This window comes from Metabacillus sp. KJ11-3 (genome assembly GCF_055808295.1).
The window spans coordinates 3,616,919-3,634,212 of the sequence record NZ_CM147865.1 but is presented as its reverse complement, the minus strand read 5'-3'; the positions used below and the strand labels follow the sequence as shown (position 1 = coordinate 3,634,212).

Sequence of the window (17,294 nt, the reverse complement as noted above, 5' to 3'; positions counted from 1 at the left end):
CGAAAAGATTGTTTTTTTACCATAAGTAGTATGTAAGAAATAGCCTTTTTATTAACATAGAATGTTTAATAATTCATAAAAAGGGTATACATAAGCATGGGAGAATTTATTAAATGTGATAGGAGTAGATGAATGAACTGGTATGAGAAATTAAATCAGTATTTTCCCATTGAAGAAATGAAATCAAAAAAACATATGGAAACATTGCTTCAAGAGAGGAAAGATATCTATCATAAGGATGAAGGGAAAAATCATGTCCTAATGTACGCTGAACTTCCTGATTTTCTTTTTATTGATTATCTCTTTGTATCAAAAGATGCTCGGGGAGAAGGCTTAGGAAGTAAATTAATAAATAAGCTCAAAGATAAAAAGAAACCAATCATTCTTGAGGTTGAGCCCATTAATTATGAAGATTCTGATTCCGAAAAGCGCTTGAAATTTTACCAAAAACAAGGCTTTAAGCATGCTGAATCAATTGGTTATGAAAGGCGCTCACTTGCAACAAATGAAATAAATAAGCTTGAGATCTTATATTGGACACCAAATGATGAATCTGAAGAAAAGATTTTTGAAGCCATGCAACAAACATATACCCTTATTCATACATTCAAAGACAAAGAACTTTACGGGGAATCCTATCAACCTGTTCATGAAGTACTGTCAATGAATGATAAGAAGAACAATCAAAATATTTTCGATGAGCTGACTTAATTGAGAATGCAGACAGTGACTTTTTTGGAACAGCAGGCTTTTTTAAAAGGCCAAAATAAGTCACTGTTTACATACACTATCTAGACTTTTCAAGATTGTAATCGTTTTGTCATACTTTTAACATAATAGCTATATGCATACTTACTTTTTTATAGTATAATCAATTTATTGATTCTTAATTAAATTAATTTTAATTTTAGAAAGATATAAATGTTACTCATTCTATATTTAGAGGAGTGAAAGTCAATGGTTACATTGTATACATCACCAAGTTGTACTTCATGTCGTAAAGCAAAAGCATGGTTAGAGGAACATGAAATTGCGTACGTTGAAAGAAATATTTTTTCCGAACCTTTATCCATTCAGGAGATTAAAGAAATCCTGCGAATGACTGAAGACGGAACAGATGAAATTATCTCAACACGTTCTAAGATTTTCCAAAAGTTAAATATTAACTTAGAAACAATGCCATTGCAAGATCTGTATACTTTGATTCAAGAAAACCCTGGACTTCTTCGTCGTCCTATTATCATTGACGAAAAAAGACTGCAGGTAGGCTATAATGAGGATGAAATCAGACGTTTCCTTCCTCGCCGTGTTCGAACTTATCAATTACAAGAAGCACAACGTTTAGTTAATTAAATATGAAAAAGAGGTTATTTCTACATTCTGTTCAAATTCTTGAATACTGTAGAAATACCTCTTTGTTTAATTTGGGATTGTTTATTCTTTTCTTAAAGAAATTTGTTGATAAATAAGGCCTGCTAACAAAATAAAAGACACGGTTAAATAGGGGATGCTCTGCTCAATCATAGGGTAAGAGATAAACAGATTTTGCAAATTAGGCTCTTCAATAATCATTTTTCCTGATGTAAGCGCAAGTAAGCCACCGCCAATATAGATCAAAAATGGATACTTTGTCAGTAAGACAAGGATGATCTTACTTCCCCAAATGATAATAGGAATGGAAATAAATAGTCCTAGTGCTACTAATACCATATGCCCCTGCGCTGCTCCAGCTACCGCAAGAACATTATCAAATCCCATTAATAAATCGGCAACAACTATTGTCTTAATAGCTTTCCATAAAGATTGATGACTTCTTATCTTTGTCGTGTCTTCCTCTTTTCCGACAATAAGTTGGTACGCAATATAGAGGAGAAAAACACCACCAATAAGCTGAAGGAAAGGTATTTTTAGTAAATACACGGCAACTAATGTAATGAGGATCCGAATGACAATTGCAAGCATTGTTCCTAATACAATCGCTTTGTTACGCTGAACAACGGGTAAGTTACGGCATGCCATAGCGATAACAACAGCGTTGTCTGCACCAAGGACTAAATCAATTCCTATGATCATAAGAAGTGATAACAAGAAATCGTGTTCCATCGAATAAACCCTCTTTTCAGCTTTTTGACTGCTCGTACAAATTATATGATTGTATTTTTAAGATATGCTTTTAAGATTCATATAGGTAAATAACTGTTTTTGTAAATTCAGAGTTTTTTTATTTCCTTTAAGCACTTTTTATCATAAAATAGGAGTACAAGATTCTTTCAATATTGAAGGTTTTGAACATTAGTGTGAATCATTCTTTTAGGAGAATGTTGACACTTCCCTTTACCCGGGTTAAATAGTTGAAATTTTGGGTAAAGTGTAGTAAAGTACAACTACCCTGAGGGGGGTTGTCCCTTCAACATCTTATATAGAAGGGAAGGTTGAGTAATGGAAATTGAACGTATTAACGAGAATACCGTAAAGTTTTATATTTCGTATTTAGATATAGAAGAGCGTGGATTTGATCGTGATGAAATATGGTATAATCGTGATCGAAGTGAAGAGCTTTTTTGGGAAATGATGGATGAAGTCCATGAGGAAGAAGAATTTATGGTTGAAGGTCCTCTTTGGATTCAAGTTCAGGCGCTTGATAAAGGTTTAGAAGTTATTGTGACAAAGGCCCAATTATCAAAAGACGGACAAAAGCTTGAACTTCCGATTTCTGATGAGAAGCTTAAAGAACTGCCAGTAGATGAAAATATTGAATCCTTATTGGATCAACATTTTAATAAATCAAGTGATTCACAAGATGATCACATGGAAGATATGGAACAACAGCTTCAGTTTGTATTAAAATTTAATGATCTTGAACATATTATTTCCTTGTCTAAATATTCGCAACTGAATGGGATGACGAATCATTTATACACGCTCGACCAACAGTATTATTTATTTATAGAGTTTGATGACGAGGTCAGTGATGATGAAATCGAGAACACATTAAGTATTCTTCTTGAATATGGACAAGAATCTCGGGTGACCATTCACCGACTTGAGGAATATGGTTCTATTATTGCAAAAGATCATGCACTTACTGTTATCAGAAAGCACTTTTCCTAATAAATCATAAGTAGCAGAAAAAACCGATTATTCATGAATCGGTTTTTTCTGTGTTTTTTATCCCACCTTAACTTGCAGTAAAATTTCCATTTCAAGATTTGAGAGAAGCAAAGAAGATAAGAGAGAGTTAACTAACTGCCCGTAAAGGTCCGACGAAGGAAAGGACGTCCAAGTCAGGCTAGACATAAGAATGTGGCGTTATGAGCCTGATAAGTTTCGCTAACCAGTGGGTATGAATAAAACCCCCACTGATGGAAGTCTCACTTTATTTTCCTAATTAAGGGTTAAAAAGGATTCTAAAGTAATAAAATAGTGAGAACTATAAAGGAGCAAACTTTAAAAAACAGCCGGAAAGGTTTTGTTTTATTAAAAGAAGGGAAGTAAGAATAAAAATAAGACAGGTGAAAATCGATGAAATTTACATTCCGATTACTACTATTTATCACACTTATTGCTTCCATTATCCTAATTACCAAAAGCTTCTGGGGAGATTGGGTTGTTGGATCTGTCAGTGTCCTTTTTACACTATCCATCATATTTATTTGCATTGTCATTTTCTTGGAAAATCGACATCCATCTCATACAATCACATGGCTCGTTGTATTGGGGGGATTTCCTCTAGTAGGTTTCTTTTTTTATTTATTCTTTGGAAGAAATATTAAAAAGAGGCGATTGTTTGAAAAAAAGCTCTTTTAGATGAAAAAGCATTTTTAGAAATAGAGGGAAATCAAAGGTCATATCAAGAAAAAATTGAGCATATGGGGAATCATCAGCAATTATTGTTTAAGTTAGCTCACCGTTTGGGACATAGTCCTATTTCATTTAGTACCAAGACAAAAGTGTTAACAGATGGAATCGAGACATTTGAACATATCTTTCAGGAAATTAAGAAAGCAAAGCATCATATTCATCTTGAATATTACATTGTGAGAGATGATGAGGTTGGACAAGGGTTAAAGAACCTTCTGATTGAAAAAGCAAATGAAGGCGTGGAGATCAGGTTTCTATATGATGCTGTTGGGTGCTGGAAATTATCTAAAGAATATATAAAAGAACTAAGTAAATCGGGTATAGAAATGGTTCCGTTTTTACCGGTCAAAATTCCCTTCTTTAACAATAAAATAAATTTTCGAAATCATAGAAAAATCGTCGTGATTGATGGAGAAGTTGGCTTTGTTGGGGGCTTGAATGTAGGGGATGAATATCTGGGGAAAGATTCCTATTTTGGTTACTGGCGAGACACCCATCTACTGATTAAGGGTGAAGCAGTTCGAACATTACAAATGATTTTTTTACAAGACTGGTACTACATGACAGATAAAAAATTGTTGCCTCATTTGTATTTAGCACCAAATACAGAGTTATTAGAGGAAACGGGAGGAGTGCAGTTAATTGCAAGTGGTCCAGATAATAAATGGGATGTTATTAAGAACTTATTTTTTTCAATGATTATTTCTGCAAAAGAGTCGATATGGATTGCTTCTCCTTATTTTGTACCTGATGAAGATATTCTCTCGGCACTAAAGGTTGCCGCATTAAGTGGAATTGACGTTAGACTTCTCGTACCAAAGCGACCGGATAAAAAAATTGTTTATTATGCATCAAGATCATACTTTCCTGAACTATTAGAGGCAGGAGTCAAAGTATATGAATATGAGAAAGGATTTTTACATAGTAAAATTATTATTGTTGATTATGAACTAGCTTCCATTGGGACAGCCAACATGGACATGAGAAGCTTTCATTTGAATTTTGAAGTGAATGCCTTTCTATACCGGACGGGTAGTACACAAAAGCTAGTAGACGCATATATAAATGATATTAATCATTCCAGAGAGATTAATTTAGAACAGTTTTCGAAGCGATCACTTCCGGTAAAACTTTTTGAATCGGGGGCAAGGCTTATGTCTCCATTGCTTTAACACAAAAGTTCAAACAACCAGTGGAAATTGGTTGTTTTTCTTTTCGAAAATTAACTTTTCGTAATTTGTCAAATTCCCCTTCATATGGATAATGGATAGAAAAGGGAGGGGAAGCAGGTGTTTGTCGCGATTGATCAAGAAGGATTGATGGTTAATGTTGCAGAAAAAAAGTGGTCAAGACAAAAATTAATGAGGCTCAGGGAAGAAAGGATCTTCAACTGTCCAACATGTAAGCAAGAAGTAGATTTGAAAATTGGCTCTATTATCGCTGCACATTTTGCACACAAAAAATATGGGGAATGCCCCACCGTCAAAGGAAGTCATGAAAGTGACTATCATATGAGGGGAAAACATGATTTGTATCATTGGTTTACTAGTCAGAAAGGGGTCGAATCTGTACAACTCGAACCTTATCTACAAGAAACAAGGCAGCGCCCGGATTTATTCATTGAATATAATCGAAATAAAATTGCGATTGAATATCAATGCTCAACAATTGATGCGAGAATTTTGAGAAAAAGATCACAACTATATCACCAGGAAGGAATCTCCTATCTATGGATCTTAGGTGCCAAAACCCTAACAAGAGTAGCATCACAGTCCTATCGTCTATCTCCTTTCCAATGGAATTTTATCTTGAAAAAAGAAAACTCAGCGCCATATCTATTTTCGTATTGCCCTAAATCAAGGGCAATGATTGTGTTATATCATCTTCTTCCATTTTCCTCCCAAACAGTTATTTCTGAACATAAACATTACCCTTTACCCTCAAGCTCTGTTCATGATGTCATGAAACTTCATCCTTATAAAAAAGAGAATTTGCAGAAGGAGTGGATTCGTAAGGTTAGAAGTTTTCGTCTTAAAGCCCCGGGTTTTCAATCTAAACAATCGTCAAAACTCCAACAATATCTATATCAAACCGTTCATCTGCCACTTTCATATTTACCTTCCTATGCATTTCTTCCTTTGGCCAATAATTATATTTTTGAATCTCCTGTCTATGTTTGGCAGGGATGGATCCTCTTGTTTATTCATGCAATCTCGTTATATGGTTCATTTCGTACACATGATGTTTATCATGCCATCTCAATGAGAATGAATGATGGCTCCATTACATCTCGTTCTTTAATAAAGCAAGTGTCCTTTATTTCAGCAATTGATACATATCTCATGAAGCTTGCAGACTTGGCAGTTGTGGTTTTCGAAGGAAAGGATCGATTGAAGAAGATAAAAGAAATAAGGTGGACAAACCAAATGGAAGAGCTGCTCAAGGAAGATGTGAAAATAATAGGATCAATATAAATACGACAGTGAATAGTAAATTATTTTTTGAACAAATTAAAAGGGAGATATTAACATAAAGAGGTGAACATATGTTTAATATGAAGAGAAAAAATAATCCTGTTTTAATGGTGGCTTCGATGTTAGGTGTTGGGGCAGCTACTTACTATTTGACAAAAGAAGCAATGCGGGGTGAAGATAGAGATAGTAAGGAGTCATATCCAACAGAAAATCCTTTCGATTATATAAGGAATGAATTTTAATTGGCTCATGCGGAGAATGATCTTCGGGAGGGTTGGATATGAACATAAGCAAACTGTTATCTCTTCTAACAGCTTTTACACTTATGGGTTCAATGAGCCCAAGCTCCGCATTAGCTGTTAACGTTAAAGGGGGAAATGATATGTCGGAACAAGCAGCAGTAAAAAAGTTACCATCTAGAAGTGACATCAAAGTAGATGATACATGGAGATTAGAGGATATTTTTTCTACAGATGATGCCTGGGAGAAAGAATATAATGAAGTCCAACAAGCACTACCTAAATTAACCGAGTTTAAAGGAAAGCTAGGGGACAGTGCAGCATCACTTCATGAAGCTCTTTCCTATCAAGACGAAGTAATGGAGCGGTTAGGAAAACTGTATACATATGCACATATGAGGTATGATCAGGACACAACAAACTCAAAATACCAGGCATTAAATGATCGTGCCAGAAACTTATACACACAGGCTTCAAGTATTAGCTCATATATTGTACCGGAAATTCTATCAATTGATGAAGTGAAAATTAAGCAATTTTTAGGAGAAAAAGAAGAATTGAAACTATATGAGCATGCTTTAGACGAAATTAATCGCCAGCGTCCACATGTTCTTTCAGCTGAAAAGGAAGAACTATTGGCTGAAGCTTCAGAGGTTTTGGATTCTTCAAGCAATACATTTGGTATGCTAAACAATGCTGACTTAACTTTCCCGACAATTAAAGATGAAAACGGGGAAGAGGTAGAAATCACACATGGCAGATATATCCGCTTTTTAGAAAGTGAAGATCGCAGAGTACGTGAAGAAGCATTTAAAGCAGTATATGGAAAATATGATGAATTCAAAAACACTTTTGCCAGTACTTTAAGTGGGACAGTAAAAAAAGACAATTTTAGTGCAAAGGTAAGAAACTATGATTCAGCTAGGCAGGCAGCACTAAGCAGTGACAATATTCCTGAGGAAGTCTACGAAAATTTAGTGAATACGATTCATGATCATTTGGATTTGCTTCAACGGTATGTGAAGCTTCGTAAAGAAGTACTGAAGCTTGATGAAGTTCATATGTATGATCTGTATACACCGCTTATCAAAGATGTGAAAATGGAAGTAACCTATGACGAAGCAAAAGACTATATCTTAAAAGGTCTTGAGCCATTAGGAGAAGATTACATCTCTATACTTGAAGAAGGCTTTGAAAATCGTTGGGTTGATGTTCATGAAAATAAGGGAAAACGCAGTGGTGCCTATTCATCAGGTACATATGGAACAAATCCATACATTTTAATGAACTGGCAAGATAATGTTAACAATTTATTTACACTTGCTCATGAGTTCGGCCATTCTGTACACAGCTATTACACACGCAAGTCTCAACCATATCCTTATGGCAACTACTCAATTTTCGTTGCAGAAGTAGCTTCAACTTGTAATGAAGCACTGTTAAATCATTATCTGTTAAATACAATTGATGACGAAAAGAAACGGCTATATTTACTAAATCATTTCCTTGAAGGATTTAGAGGAACTGTTTTCCGTCAAACCATGTTTGCTGAATTTGAACATATCATTCATCAAAAAGCACAGGATGGAGAGCCCTTAACACCTGAACTATTAACAAAAACCTATTATGACTTAAACAAAAAATACTTTGGTGAAGATATTGTAGTTGATGAAGAAATTGGATTGGAATGGTCGAGAATTCCTCATTTCTATTACAATTACTATGTTTATCAATATGCAACAGGGTATAGTGCTGCAACAGCATTGAGCAACCAAATTCTAGAGGAAGGTCAGCCTGCTGTAGACCGTTATGTAGAATTTTTAAAAGCAGGAAGCTCTGATTATCCAATTGAAGTTCTTAAAAAAGCAGGTGTTGATATGACTTCATCTGCACCGATCGAAGAAGCTTGCAAAGTGTTTGAAGAAAAATTAAATGAAATGGAAGAGTTATTAGGGAAAGTGAATAGTTATTAGAAAAGCGCAAGCGCCTTGACCAGCCTAGGGCAAATAAGGCGATTTGGAATAGAAGGCGTTCTTTGCCTTCAATTCCAAATTGACTTATGACCTCGAGGGGCTAGGCGTGGGAGCTAGACACCCACACTAAATACAAAATTTTTTACTTTCTTACCTGTAACTATAAAAGGAATATGCATACGCACATTCCTTTTTATTTAAAATCCTTTAAATGTTTTTCGATGGTTAATAAAATAAAGAGTTGTAAAAATTGCAATAAATAGTAGAGGAGAGGTAATATATAGCGGGAAAATGTCCATAAATGCTAATAAGTTAATAATGATTAAAACGATTGTTATTAAGGTGAGAAGCAGGATCCAGCTACCTTTCATGAGTAATCCCCCTTAGAAATAATTCTTAGTATTTTATATGTTACCAGTGAACCAATTATCCATGAAAATTGAGACAGGTTAAGTCATCGAGAAATTCATGTAAACCTCATTTGAATGTGAATTTTTTGTGAAAAGGAACTATCTTACTTGTCAAATGTCGACACATTTTGATATATTATAGATGTGAAATTAATCACAAACAAACATTTACCCCTTTGTTTGACCGTGAAAAATTTCTCCCATCCCCTTTGTTGTCGTTAAGACATATAAAAGAGACCCTTTACTTTGTATAGGGTCTTTTTATTTTGGAAGCGGAAGTTCTTTCCTATTCTTATTCATAAAAAAGAGATTGACTATAGTCAATCCCCATTCCCTTTATTTGGTTCCTGTATATCTCCAAAATGTTCCGTGTTTCGCTTGAATCTTTTCAACTTTTTGGGAAAGAACCAGCTTTTTAAGCTCTTTTTCTACTTCAGTTATGGTCATATTATAAACGGTTGCAATCTCAACTGAAGCAACAAATCGATAATGCTGTAAGAATATTTCCAATGGAGGTGTGTGTGAAGGTTTAATCACGTCACCAACCATTTCTTCTAAAAGCTGTACATACATATCATAAGAATAAATGCCGGTTATTTTTAATCCTTCCTGCTCAACTTCTTCGCTAAAAAAGGCGAGTGTGGGGATTTCCTGGATATCCATTTCTGATGTGATTTTAAGATCACATTGTAATGCTTTTGCAGCACTCTCAGAATGGAGGTCCTTCCGAAATTCAGTTACATCCAGTCCTACATTATTAGCAATATCTACTAAAATTTCTTCAGCTGATACATTTTGACTTTCTATAAATAATAATTCCTGCAATTTTCGTAAATAGCGAAGTCCTGCTTTTCTACCTTGCAATTCAGCGGATTTTATTGCTAGTGATGCCCGATACGGAGTTGATAATGGATTTTCCATCCATACTTTACCGTCACAAGACATGCCTGTACGACATGCAGTTTTTTCCCAAGCCTGAGCGAGCTTTTCAGGGCTTTTTCTTTTTGTAATATTCAATGTAGCGAGACGTCCGCTAATGATGTATTTAAGGGTGAAAAGCCGTCCGTACTCGATTTGTAACTTTTTAATAATTGGTTCCAATGCCCAACATTCGGGGCATAAAGGATCAACAAACATATAAATCTCAATTGGTTTATCAGGATGCCCATGACAATGGGAGAAGAAGAGGGATACGTTCTGTTTCTCATGATGTTCCTTCATTGTTTGTGCCTTCTTTCTGATTGCTTTCTTCTTCCGGTTCAATTGTGTTGACCATATGATGTGCTGTTAGCTGTAATCGATGAAGGAGAAAATCCCCTATTTCCCCTTCCAAGCCTGTTTCTTTCATAGCGGTTTGCATACAGCTTATCCAAGCATTTGCTCTGGAAGGTGTGATTTCAAAGGGCAGATGTCTTGCTCTTAACATCGGATGCCCATGTTCTTCTGTATAAAGTTGTGGTCCACCTAAGTATTGTGTCAGAAATTGCTTTTGCTTACGTGCTGTTTCCGTGAGATCATCTGGAAATATGGGAGCCAGTAACGGGTGATTCTGAACATGAGAATAAAAGGTATCAACAAGCTGCGAAAGTGTTTCTTCTCCGATCGCTTCATAAGGTGTTAAATGTTGATTCGTCATGTTGATTTCTCCTTTTCGATATGCTAAATAACAAGTTACGTTAAAATTGAATCTTAGGTAGTTTTTTGTTTTGATGTAAATTCATTTTAACAAGCGTTCTTTCATATCTCAAACAAACCGCTCTCAAATGTTATATTTACCATTATTGTATGTGGAAGAAGAAAAGCGCAAGGCGCCTGCCAATCGCCTTATGACCTCGAGCCGATGGCGCCTGGAGCTAGACACTAAAACTAAGTACAGATTATATACTTTCTTATCAGTTTTAAAAAAGACCATCAAGAAGATGGTCTTTAAAAAATTTGCCTCACACCTGATAAGTTGACGTGATTTTTCTTACATAGTTTTGTGTTTCTTTAAATGGAGGAATACCGCCATATTTGTCTACGTTTCCTGGTCCCGCATTATATGCTGCTAAAGCGAGGGAAACATCTCCATTGTATCGTGATAGCATTTGTTTTAAATATTTTGTTCCTCCGTCAACATTTTGGGCGGCATCTAACGGATTATCAACTCCAAGAGATCTTGCAGTTGCAGGCATTAATTGCATCAAACCCATTGCTCCGGCATGACTTTTTGCAGTCGGGTTAAAACCGGATTCCTGTTTAATGACGGCACGAATTAACTTTTCATCTACACCATACTTTTCGGCTGCTTTATTAATGATTCCATCAATTGAGTTTGCATGTAAAGGTGCGTCCGATTGACTAGTAGGAGTCAATTGATCAACAACAGGGGAACTCATTAACGAAGATATTGGCAAAGATGATAGTGTTGGTGTAACATTCTGTTGAACAGTCTCATTATTACTGCTAGTACCGACTGATAAGAAAGATTTTAGTAGTTCTTGAAAATTCGTTTCAAAAGTGGAATTACTTGACTGATTAGCAGATTGATTAAAGCTTTGAAGTGCCTGCAGTTCAAGCATGGTTTTGTAATATTGCATTTTAATATCCAAAAGTCTTACCTCATCTCACTATATTTTTGCTCATAAAACCGGCGAATTTTATTTTTCGTTTCGCGAATTGGAATATTTAGTTCTTCTAAAAGAGTATGGAAAACCTTTTTACCTTCTTGTTCATCTGTTACTTCATATTCAAGTTCAAAGTCCTCTATATTTAAATATCGGCTGTGATCGATCACAAGTAAACCATTTTTATAATTTATTTCTGCCCGTAATGTGGATAAAGTACCAAAATAGGTCATGTCCGCTTTATTAATTCCAAGTTTCGTTAATCTCTCAGTAATTTGTCCATCCTCTAGGATCCCAGTTTCCATCATCTGTTGGGCTGCTTTTTTTGTAACGATTTGATGAGTCTCCAGTATGCCAACTTGTGCAGGCTCCTTTAATGTCATGACAAATTGATTCTGTTTCTTTCGAATTCGAAGAGCAGATCCAAGATCTTTTAATGAAAACTGCGAGGTGTCAAAATAATGATTTTCCTGAAGAAAAAATTGTTCATCCTTCAACTGAAATACTTCTTTTATGTTCTTAAACTCATTGCGAGTTAATAGGTTTTTAAATTCAATTTCTATTTCCTGTGACATATTGGTTTGACCTCACTAATCAGAGTTTCAACGAAAGCCATTACCTTAAACAGGTGCTTCCGCATTTCTTATTATCTCTCGAATTTAAATAGTCTGCAATGTTATCATGTAACTTTTTAATATGGTAAAATAATCTTGGATTGTAATGGAAGGAGATTCGTATGAATACTAGAATTGAATTAGTTGAAGCAAAAGTAGAAGATCATGTATTAATTTTGGAGCCGGCAGAAATTTCATCCGGATTGGAACAAAGTGATGTAAAGGCACAAGGACAGATGCTTGTTGATTCTGATCAATTGGCTTTTATTTATATATTAGAATCAGAGGATGAGTTTGTCTATGCAAGTCTTCCTCATCAAATTTGGCCGCATTTAAAAGAAGCGTTGGATAAAGAGTATAAAGTTGCTATGAAATTGAATGGCGAGCAGATTGAGCTCGAAAATTTAACAGAAGAATTACGTTATCTATTAGAAAATATTAAAGATAATGCAAATTACGGAGATGAAATGGAGAGCAAGGTAGTAGAACTTTTTTCTCTATCTTAAAATGTAGTGGACAACAGGCGGTTGTGTTAGGGGGATACATAGATGGAAGGTCAACAATGGAAAGCCTTTTTGGCTCCTTATAACCAGGCAGTGGAGGAATTAAAGGTTAAGTTAAGAGGCATTCGGTCACAATATGAGCTGGAACATTCGAATTCTCCGATTGAGTTTGTTACTGGCCGAGTGAAGCCTATTGCTAGTATTTTAGATAAAGCTAAGCGGAAAAATATAGCAATGGAAGATTTGGAAGAAGGTCTTCAAGATATCGCAGGGGTAAGGATGATGTGTCAGTTTGTTGATGATATTCGATTTGTTGTAAATATGTTGAAAAATCGAAACGACCTGGAAATCATTGAGGAACGAGACTATATTACAAATCAAAAAGACAGTGGTTACAGATCGTATCACCTTGTTGCAAGGTACCCGGTACAAACCATTGCAGGTGAAAAGAAGCTGCTTGTTGAAATTCAGATTCGTACGTTATCAATGAATTTTTGGGCAACGATTGAACACTCATTAAATTATAAATACAGCGGAAACATTCCGGACAACATCAAAGTCCGTTTAAAACGAGCTGCTGAAGCTGCTTACTCACTAGATGAAGAAATGTCCCAGATCAGAGGAGAAATCCAAGAAGCCCAAGCTATTTTCTCAAGGAAGACCGATAAAAAATAAGCTGAACTAGCCTTATTATGAAAATAAACAATAAAGGGGTAGTATCTATGAAATTTGCTATTTCATCAAAGGGTGATCCAATTTCAAACTCAATTATGCAAAAAATGAAAACCTATTTACTTGATTTTCAGCTGGAATATGATGAAGAATGTCCGGATATCGTGATTTCAGTTGGAGGGGATGGAACGCTATTATATGCATTTCATCGCTACAAAAGTAGACTGGACAAAACCGCCTTTATTGGAGTACATACCGGTCACTTAGGATTTTATGCTGATTGGGTACCTGAGGAAATTGAAAAGCTTGTGATTGCCATAGCAAAAACACCTTACCAGGTTGTTGAATATCCAATCTTAGAGGTTATTGTCCGTCATAATGATGGTGGCAGGGAGGCAAGGTATTTGGCTCTCAATGAATGTACGGTGAAAAGTATTGAAGGAACATTGGTTATGAACGTTGAAATTAAAGGCCAAATGTTTGAAACCTTTAGAGGTGACGGATTATGTATATCTACACCGTCTGGAAGCACCGCTTATAATAAAGCACTTGGTGGAGCAATTTTACATCCTTCTTTACGGGCGATTCAATTGGCGGAAATGGCATCTATAAATAACAGAGTCTTTCGAACAATTGGATCACCATTAATTTTACCTGAGCATCATACATGTATGCTGAAGCCGGTAAATGATGTTGATTTTCAGGTCACGATTGACCATCTCACCTTGCTGCATAAAGACGTAAAGTCCATTCAATGTAGAGTGGCCCATGAAAATGTCCGATTTGCACGATTTAAGCCATTTCCATTTTGGAATCGTGTACGGGATTCATTTGTGGGAAATACAGAAAGATAATGGACAGAGCGTTTCATCTGAAGTGGACCATTCGCAAGGAAGAAGATGGTATGCTCATCTTTGACTTTGTGAAAGCAAAGCAAATCTCTAAGCGTGCTTTAACAGATATAAAATTTAATGGCGGCGACATATTAGTTAACTTTGAACATGTGACTGTTAGGCATAAGGTAAAAGAAGGAGATGTCCTAACAATCATTTTTCCCGAGGAAGTACGAGGCTCAGGCTTACAGGCAGACAAAGTACCATTTAACATTGTTTATGAAGATCAACATTGTTTAGTGATTAATAAACCGCCATATGTCCCGTCTATCCCGTCCCGGGAGCATACAAAAGGAACATTGGCGAACGGATTGATTGATTATTATGAAAAACATCATATCCCTTCGACCGTTCACATTGTGAATCGATTAGATAAAGATACATCAGGACTTATGCTTGTTGCGAAACACCGATTTGCTCACTCTTTATTTTCTACTCAACAAAAAACCAAGCAAATCCATCGAACGTACAAAGCGGTCGTGCATGGTGTATTGACTCTGGATAAGGGAACGATAACAGCTCCGATTGGTCGCAAAATAGATAGTATTATCGAGAGAGAAGTTTGTGAAGATGGACAGGTGGCAGTTACTCATTATGAGGTTATTCAACGACTGGAGGATAAAACGCTTGTAGAGCTGGTCCTTGAAACTGGCAGAACTCATCAAATCCGTGTGCACATGTCTTCACTCGGGCACCCCTTATGTGGAGATCAATTATACGGTGGAAATGAATACGAGATCAAAAGACAGGCCCTTCATAGTTCACAGCTGTCATTTTGGCATCCTTTGTTGGAAAAGCAATTAACATTTGAGGCGGAAATGCCTGAGGATATGAGAGAATTACTTAGTTAGCCCTACTATTTCATTAGTAGGGCCTTTGATAGTGAATTGAACTTCCATTATTTTTCCCTGAATCTTGTTTCATCATATGGCAGGCTGGATGGGACGGAAATAAGTTCTTCTTCCGGGTAACGGAAGGCGGTGAGTTTATTACCAAAAACGGCACCTGTATCGATATTAATTGTACGGTTTACCCGTCGGGGTTCTTTAATTGGTGTATGCCCATATACAATCATTGGTTTCCCTTGGTAGTGCTGAGCCCAATCGCGGCGTACAGGCGTTCCATCCGGATTTTTCTTACCGGTGATATCTCCATATAACACAAAGGTTTTGACAGCATTGGTATTCTTTCCTATATAATCTTCACGAATGCCTGCGTGGGCAACAATCAATTTGCCATTATCGAGTATTTGATATAAATGAGAAGATTCGTATAACCACATAAATTTTGCTTTCACATCAGCTTGCTCATCGGTTGCTAACTGTTCATATTCTGCAACAGTGGTTTCAAGTCCATGAGTGATTTGAACTTTATTACCTAAAAAGAATCGATAAAGCTTATTACAATGATTACCAGGTGAGTAGTGGGCATGATTTTCTTTTACTAGCATGTAAACCATATGAATAACCTTAATAGAATTTGGACCACGATCTGTTAAATCTCCCACAAAAGAGAGCTTCCGTCCTTCAGGATGAACAGGCATACCAGATTCCCAATCATAACCCAATTTCTTCGTTAACTCTTCAAACTCTGCATAACATCCGTGTATATCACCGATCACATCGATTTTCATATGTAGACACCTCATATCTTTGTTTTGCAAGTAATAAAAAGGGTACTCTAGAAATAGAGTACCACTTGTCTTAATCAAACATGTATTTTCTTGTACGAGACCGGACATTTAATACAATACCGATTGCGACCATATATGTTGCCAGTGAGCTACCGCCGTAGCTAACAAATGGTAATGGTAAGCCGGTAATCGGAAGAAGTCCGATTGTCATGCCAATGTTTTGGAATACTTGGAATGTAATCATACCGATAACACCGGTACATAAATAGCTGCCAAATGGATCATTACTTTCCAGAGAAATGTGAATCATTCTGTAGATAAGTAAAAAGAATAACGATACAACGATACTGCCGCCAATAAATCCAAATTGCTCAGAAATAATCGCAAAGATAAAGTCAGTATGGGCCTCAGGTAAATAAACTTCTAAATTATTATATCCTTTTCCTTTTAGTTCTCCTGATCCAATAGCGAGGAGTGATTTGACAAGCTGGAAACCTTGTTCTCCTGAATATTCATAAGGATTTAACCAACCATAAAATCGGTCCAATTGATAAGATTGACCACCTAGAATGTATTTTAAAAGGATATCAGGGTATTTAAAAAATAGAATAAGAAATGTACCAACACCTACTACAAACGTAATAACAGCCGGCAGAATAATACGCCACTTAATGCCCGAGATAAGCAGTAAAGAAGCAATAATTACACAAAATACCATTGTCATCCCCATATCGGGTTGTCTAATTAACAATAGAATAGGGGGGCCGGCAACAGCAGCTACTTTTCCGATAAGAAGAAAGTCATCTGTTGTTGTATTTTGCGGGTACTTCTCTCGGTGGTCAGCAACGACCTTACTCAAGACGATAATAATGATAATTTTCATTAACTCTGATGGCTGAAAATTACCAAATGGTCCAAGTTTATACCAGGCTGTTGCTCCTTTAATGGTTTGAACGATTCCTTCCGGTAAAATTTCTAAACCAAGTAATAGTAAAAAGCCAAAACCATATAAATACCAAGCAAGCTGTCTAAACCGATCATAGTCAATGAGCATTGTTACTGCAATGGCAACTGCACCAATAATGTACCACTGAATTTGTTTCATCGAAAAATTGATGCTTTGCAGGGTTGCTGGTAATGTTGATTCAGCACTATTAATTGCGACTGAACTGACAATCGCTAATAAAAACAATATAAAAATTAACGTATAATCTATTTGTTGTTGAGGGGATTTATCATTTGTCATAGCTGATCCCTTTCTAAAATCTTTTAACTTGAAAAACAGTCCATCTTCATTGTATCATGTACAATCTTAAAGGATTGTGAACGATTTGCAAAGAATCCTTTTTAAAAAGATGTGGAATGTACAATTTATTTTGTTTTTTGTTATGCAGCAGGTCACTTCACTTTTCAGAA

Annotated in this window: 18 protein-coding genes and 1 pseudogene; 11 read left to right on the top strand and 8 right to left on the bottom strand. The window is 35.9% G+C overall.

Going from position 1 to position 17,294, the window contains the following annotated elements:
* Positions 1 to 132: 132 nt before the first annotated feature.
* Together AC0L8O_RS18080 and spxA are read left to right on the top strand one after the other, a co-directional pair.
* The gene (locus AC0L8O_RS18080) at positions 133 to 711 is read left to right on the top strand and encodes a GNAT family N-acetyltransferase (protein ID WP_473444279.1); all 579 of its coding nucleotides are present in this window, start codon (positions 133 to 135) and stop codon (positions 709 to 711) included.
* 246 nt (positions 712 to 957) lie between these two features.
* Positions 958 to 1,353, top strand: coding sequence for a transcriptional regulator SpxA (gene spxA, locus AC0L8O_RS18075; RefSeq protein ID WP_078435194.1), 396 nt, complete (start codon positions 958 to 960; stop codon positions 1,351 to 1,353).
* Positions 1,354 to 1,434: 81 nt separating this feature from the next.
* Here the strand turns inward: spxA and AC0L8O_RS18070 are convergent, their stop codons facing one another.
* Entirely contained in the window at positions 1,435 to 2,103 is a 669-nt protein-coding gene (locus AC0L8O_RS18070; protein WP_251684331.1) for a TerC family protein, read from the bottom strand.
* A gap of 336 nt (positions 2,104 to 2,439) precedes the next feature.
* On the opposite strand from AC0L8O_RS18070, the gene mecA reads away from it, so the two are divergent.
* The 5 genes and pseudogenes from mecA (at position 2,440) to pepF (ending at position 8,547) form a co-directional block, all read left to right on the top strand.
* The gene (gene mecA / locus AC0L8O_RS18065; RefSeq protein ID WP_026561060.1) at positions 2,440 to 3,111 is read left to right on the top strand and encodes an adaptor protein MecA; all 672 of its coding nucleotides are present in this window, start codon (positions 2,440 to 2,442) and stop codon (positions 3,109 to 3,111) included.
* Between the two features lie 411 nt (positions 3,112 to 3,522).
* Positions 3,523 to 5,033, top strand: a pseudogene (gene cls, locus AC0L8O_RS18060) (cardiolipin synthase).
* A 117-nt stretch (positions 5,034 to 5,150) separates the two neighbouring features.
* On the top strand, positions 5,151 to 6,335 hold the full coding sequence (locus tag AC0L8O_RS18055) for a competence protein CoiA (RefSeq protein WP_473444276.1): 1,185 nt from the start codon (positions 5,151 to 5,153) through the stop codon (positions 6,333 to 6,335).
* Between the two features lie 71 nt (positions 6,336 to 6,406).
* Positions 6,407 to 6,577, top strand: coding sequence for a hypothetical protein (locus AC0L8O_RS18050; RefSeq protein ID WP_473444274.1), 171 nt, complete (start codon positions 6,407 to 6,409; stop codon positions 6,575 to 6,577).
* A 140-nt stretch (positions 6,578 to 6,717) separates the two neighbouring features.
* The gene (pepF, locus tag AC0L8O_RS18045; RefSeq protein WP_473449002.1) at positions 6,718 to 8,547 is read left to right on the top strand and encodes an oligoendopeptidase F; all 1,830 of its coding nucleotides are present in this window, start codon (positions 6,718 to 6,720) and stop codon (positions 8,545 to 8,547) included.
* Positions 8,548 to 8,744: 197 nt separating this feature from the next.
* Here the strand turns inward: pepF and AC0L8O_RS18040 are convergent, their stop codons facing one another.
* The 5 genes from AC0L8O_RS18040 to AC0L8O_RS18020 form a co-directional block, all read right to left on the bottom strand.
* Positions 8,745 to 8,900, bottom strand: a complete 156-nt coding sequence (locus tag AC0L8O_RS18040) for a hypothetical protein (RefSeq protein WP_026561063.1) — start codon at positions 8,898 to 8,900, stop codon at positions 8,745 to 8,747.
* A gap of 393 nt (positions 8,901 to 9,293) precedes the next feature.
* Positions 9,294 to 10,178: a ClpXP adapter SpxH family protein gene (locus AC0L8O_RS18035; RefSeq protein ID WP_473444272.1), complete on the bottom strand. Its 885-nt coding sequence runs from the start codon at positions 10,176 to 10,178 to the stop codon at positions 9,294 to 9,296.
* Positions 10,162 to 10,593 (bottom strand): globin domain-containing protein, encoded by a 432-nt coding sequence (locus AC0L8O_RS18030; protein WP_264144842.1) that lies wholly within the window; start codon positions 10,591 to 10,593, stop codon positions 10,162 to 10,164. Before AC0L8O_RS18030 ends, AC0L8O_RS18035 begins: the two co-directional genes overlap by 17 nt.
* Positions 10,594 to 10,897: 304 nt before the next feature.
* On the bottom strand, positions 10,898 to 11,542 hold the full coding sequence (locus tag AC0L8O_RS18025; RefSeq protein WP_404810110.1) for a lytic transglycosylase domain-containing protein: 645 nt from the start codon (positions 11,540 to 11,542) through the stop codon (positions 10,898 to 10,900).
* Between the two features lie 11 nt (positions 11,543 to 11,553).
* Positions 11,554 to 12,138: a CYTH domain-containing protein gene (locus AC0L8O_RS18020; protein ID WP_473444270.1), complete on the bottom strand. Its 585-nt coding sequence runs from the start codon at positions 12,136 to 12,138 to the stop codon at positions 11,554 to 11,556.
* Between the two features lie 161 nt (positions 12,139 to 12,299).
* Between AC0L8O_RS18020 and AC0L8O_RS18015 the strand changes: the two genes are divergently transcribed.
* Genes AC0L8O_RS18015 through AC0L8O_RS18000 form a run of 4 tightly spaced genes read left to right on the top strand, consistent with a single transcriptional unit; the run spans position 12,300 to position 15,096 of the window.
* Positions 12,300 to 12,683 carry a UPF0738 family protein gene (locus AC0L8O_RS18015; RefSeq protein WP_473444268.1) on the top strand — a complete coding sequence of 128 codons (384 nt, stop codon included), beginning with the start codon at positions 12,300 to 12,302 and terminating at the stop codon, positions 12,681 to 12,683.
* A 42-nt stretch (positions 12,684 to 12,725) separates the two neighbouring features.
* Positions 12,726 to 13,355, top strand: a complete 630-nt coding sequence (gene yjbM / locus AC0L8O_RS18010; RefSeq protein WP_078435186.1) for a GTP diphosphokinase — start codon at positions 12,726 to 12,728, stop codon at positions 13,353 to 13,355.
* 47 nt (positions 13,356 to 13,402) lie between these two features.
* The gene (locus AC0L8O_RS18005) at positions 13,403 to 14,206 is read left to right on the top strand and encodes an NAD kinase (protein WP_078435185.1); all 804 of its coding nucleotides are present in this window, start codon (positions 13,403 to 13,405) and stop codon (positions 14,204 to 14,206) included.
* Complete coding sequence (locus AC0L8O_RS18000; protein WP_264144839.1) at positions 14,206 to 15,096, top strand: RluA family pseudouridine synthase; 891 nt, start codon at positions 14,206 to 14,208, stop codon at positions 15,094 to 15,096. The genes AC0L8O_RS18005 and AC0L8O_RS18000 overlap by 1 nt, the downstream gene beginning before the upstream one ends.
* A 47-nt stretch (positions 15,097 to 15,143) precedes the next feature.
* On the opposite strand, the gene prpE is transcribed toward AC0L8O_RS18000, so the two are convergent.
* Positions 15,144 to 15,878 carry a bis(5'-nucleosyl)-tetraphosphatase PrpE gene (prpE, locus tag AC0L8O_RS17995; protein ID WP_473444263.1) on the bottom strand — a complete coding sequence of 245 codons (735 nt, stop codon included), beginning with the start codon at positions 15,876 to 15,878 and terminating at the stop codon, positions 15,144 to 15,146.
* Positions 15,879 to 15,948: 70 nt separating this feature from the next.
* Positions 15,949 to 17,124 (bottom strand): FtsW/RodA/SpoVE family cell cycle protein, encoded by a 1,176-nt coding sequence (locus AC0L8O_RS17990; protein WP_473444261.1) that lies wholly within the window; start codon positions 17,122 to 17,124, stop codon positions 15,949 to 15,951.
* Between the last annotated feature and the right edge of the window lie 170 nt (positions 17,125 to 17,294).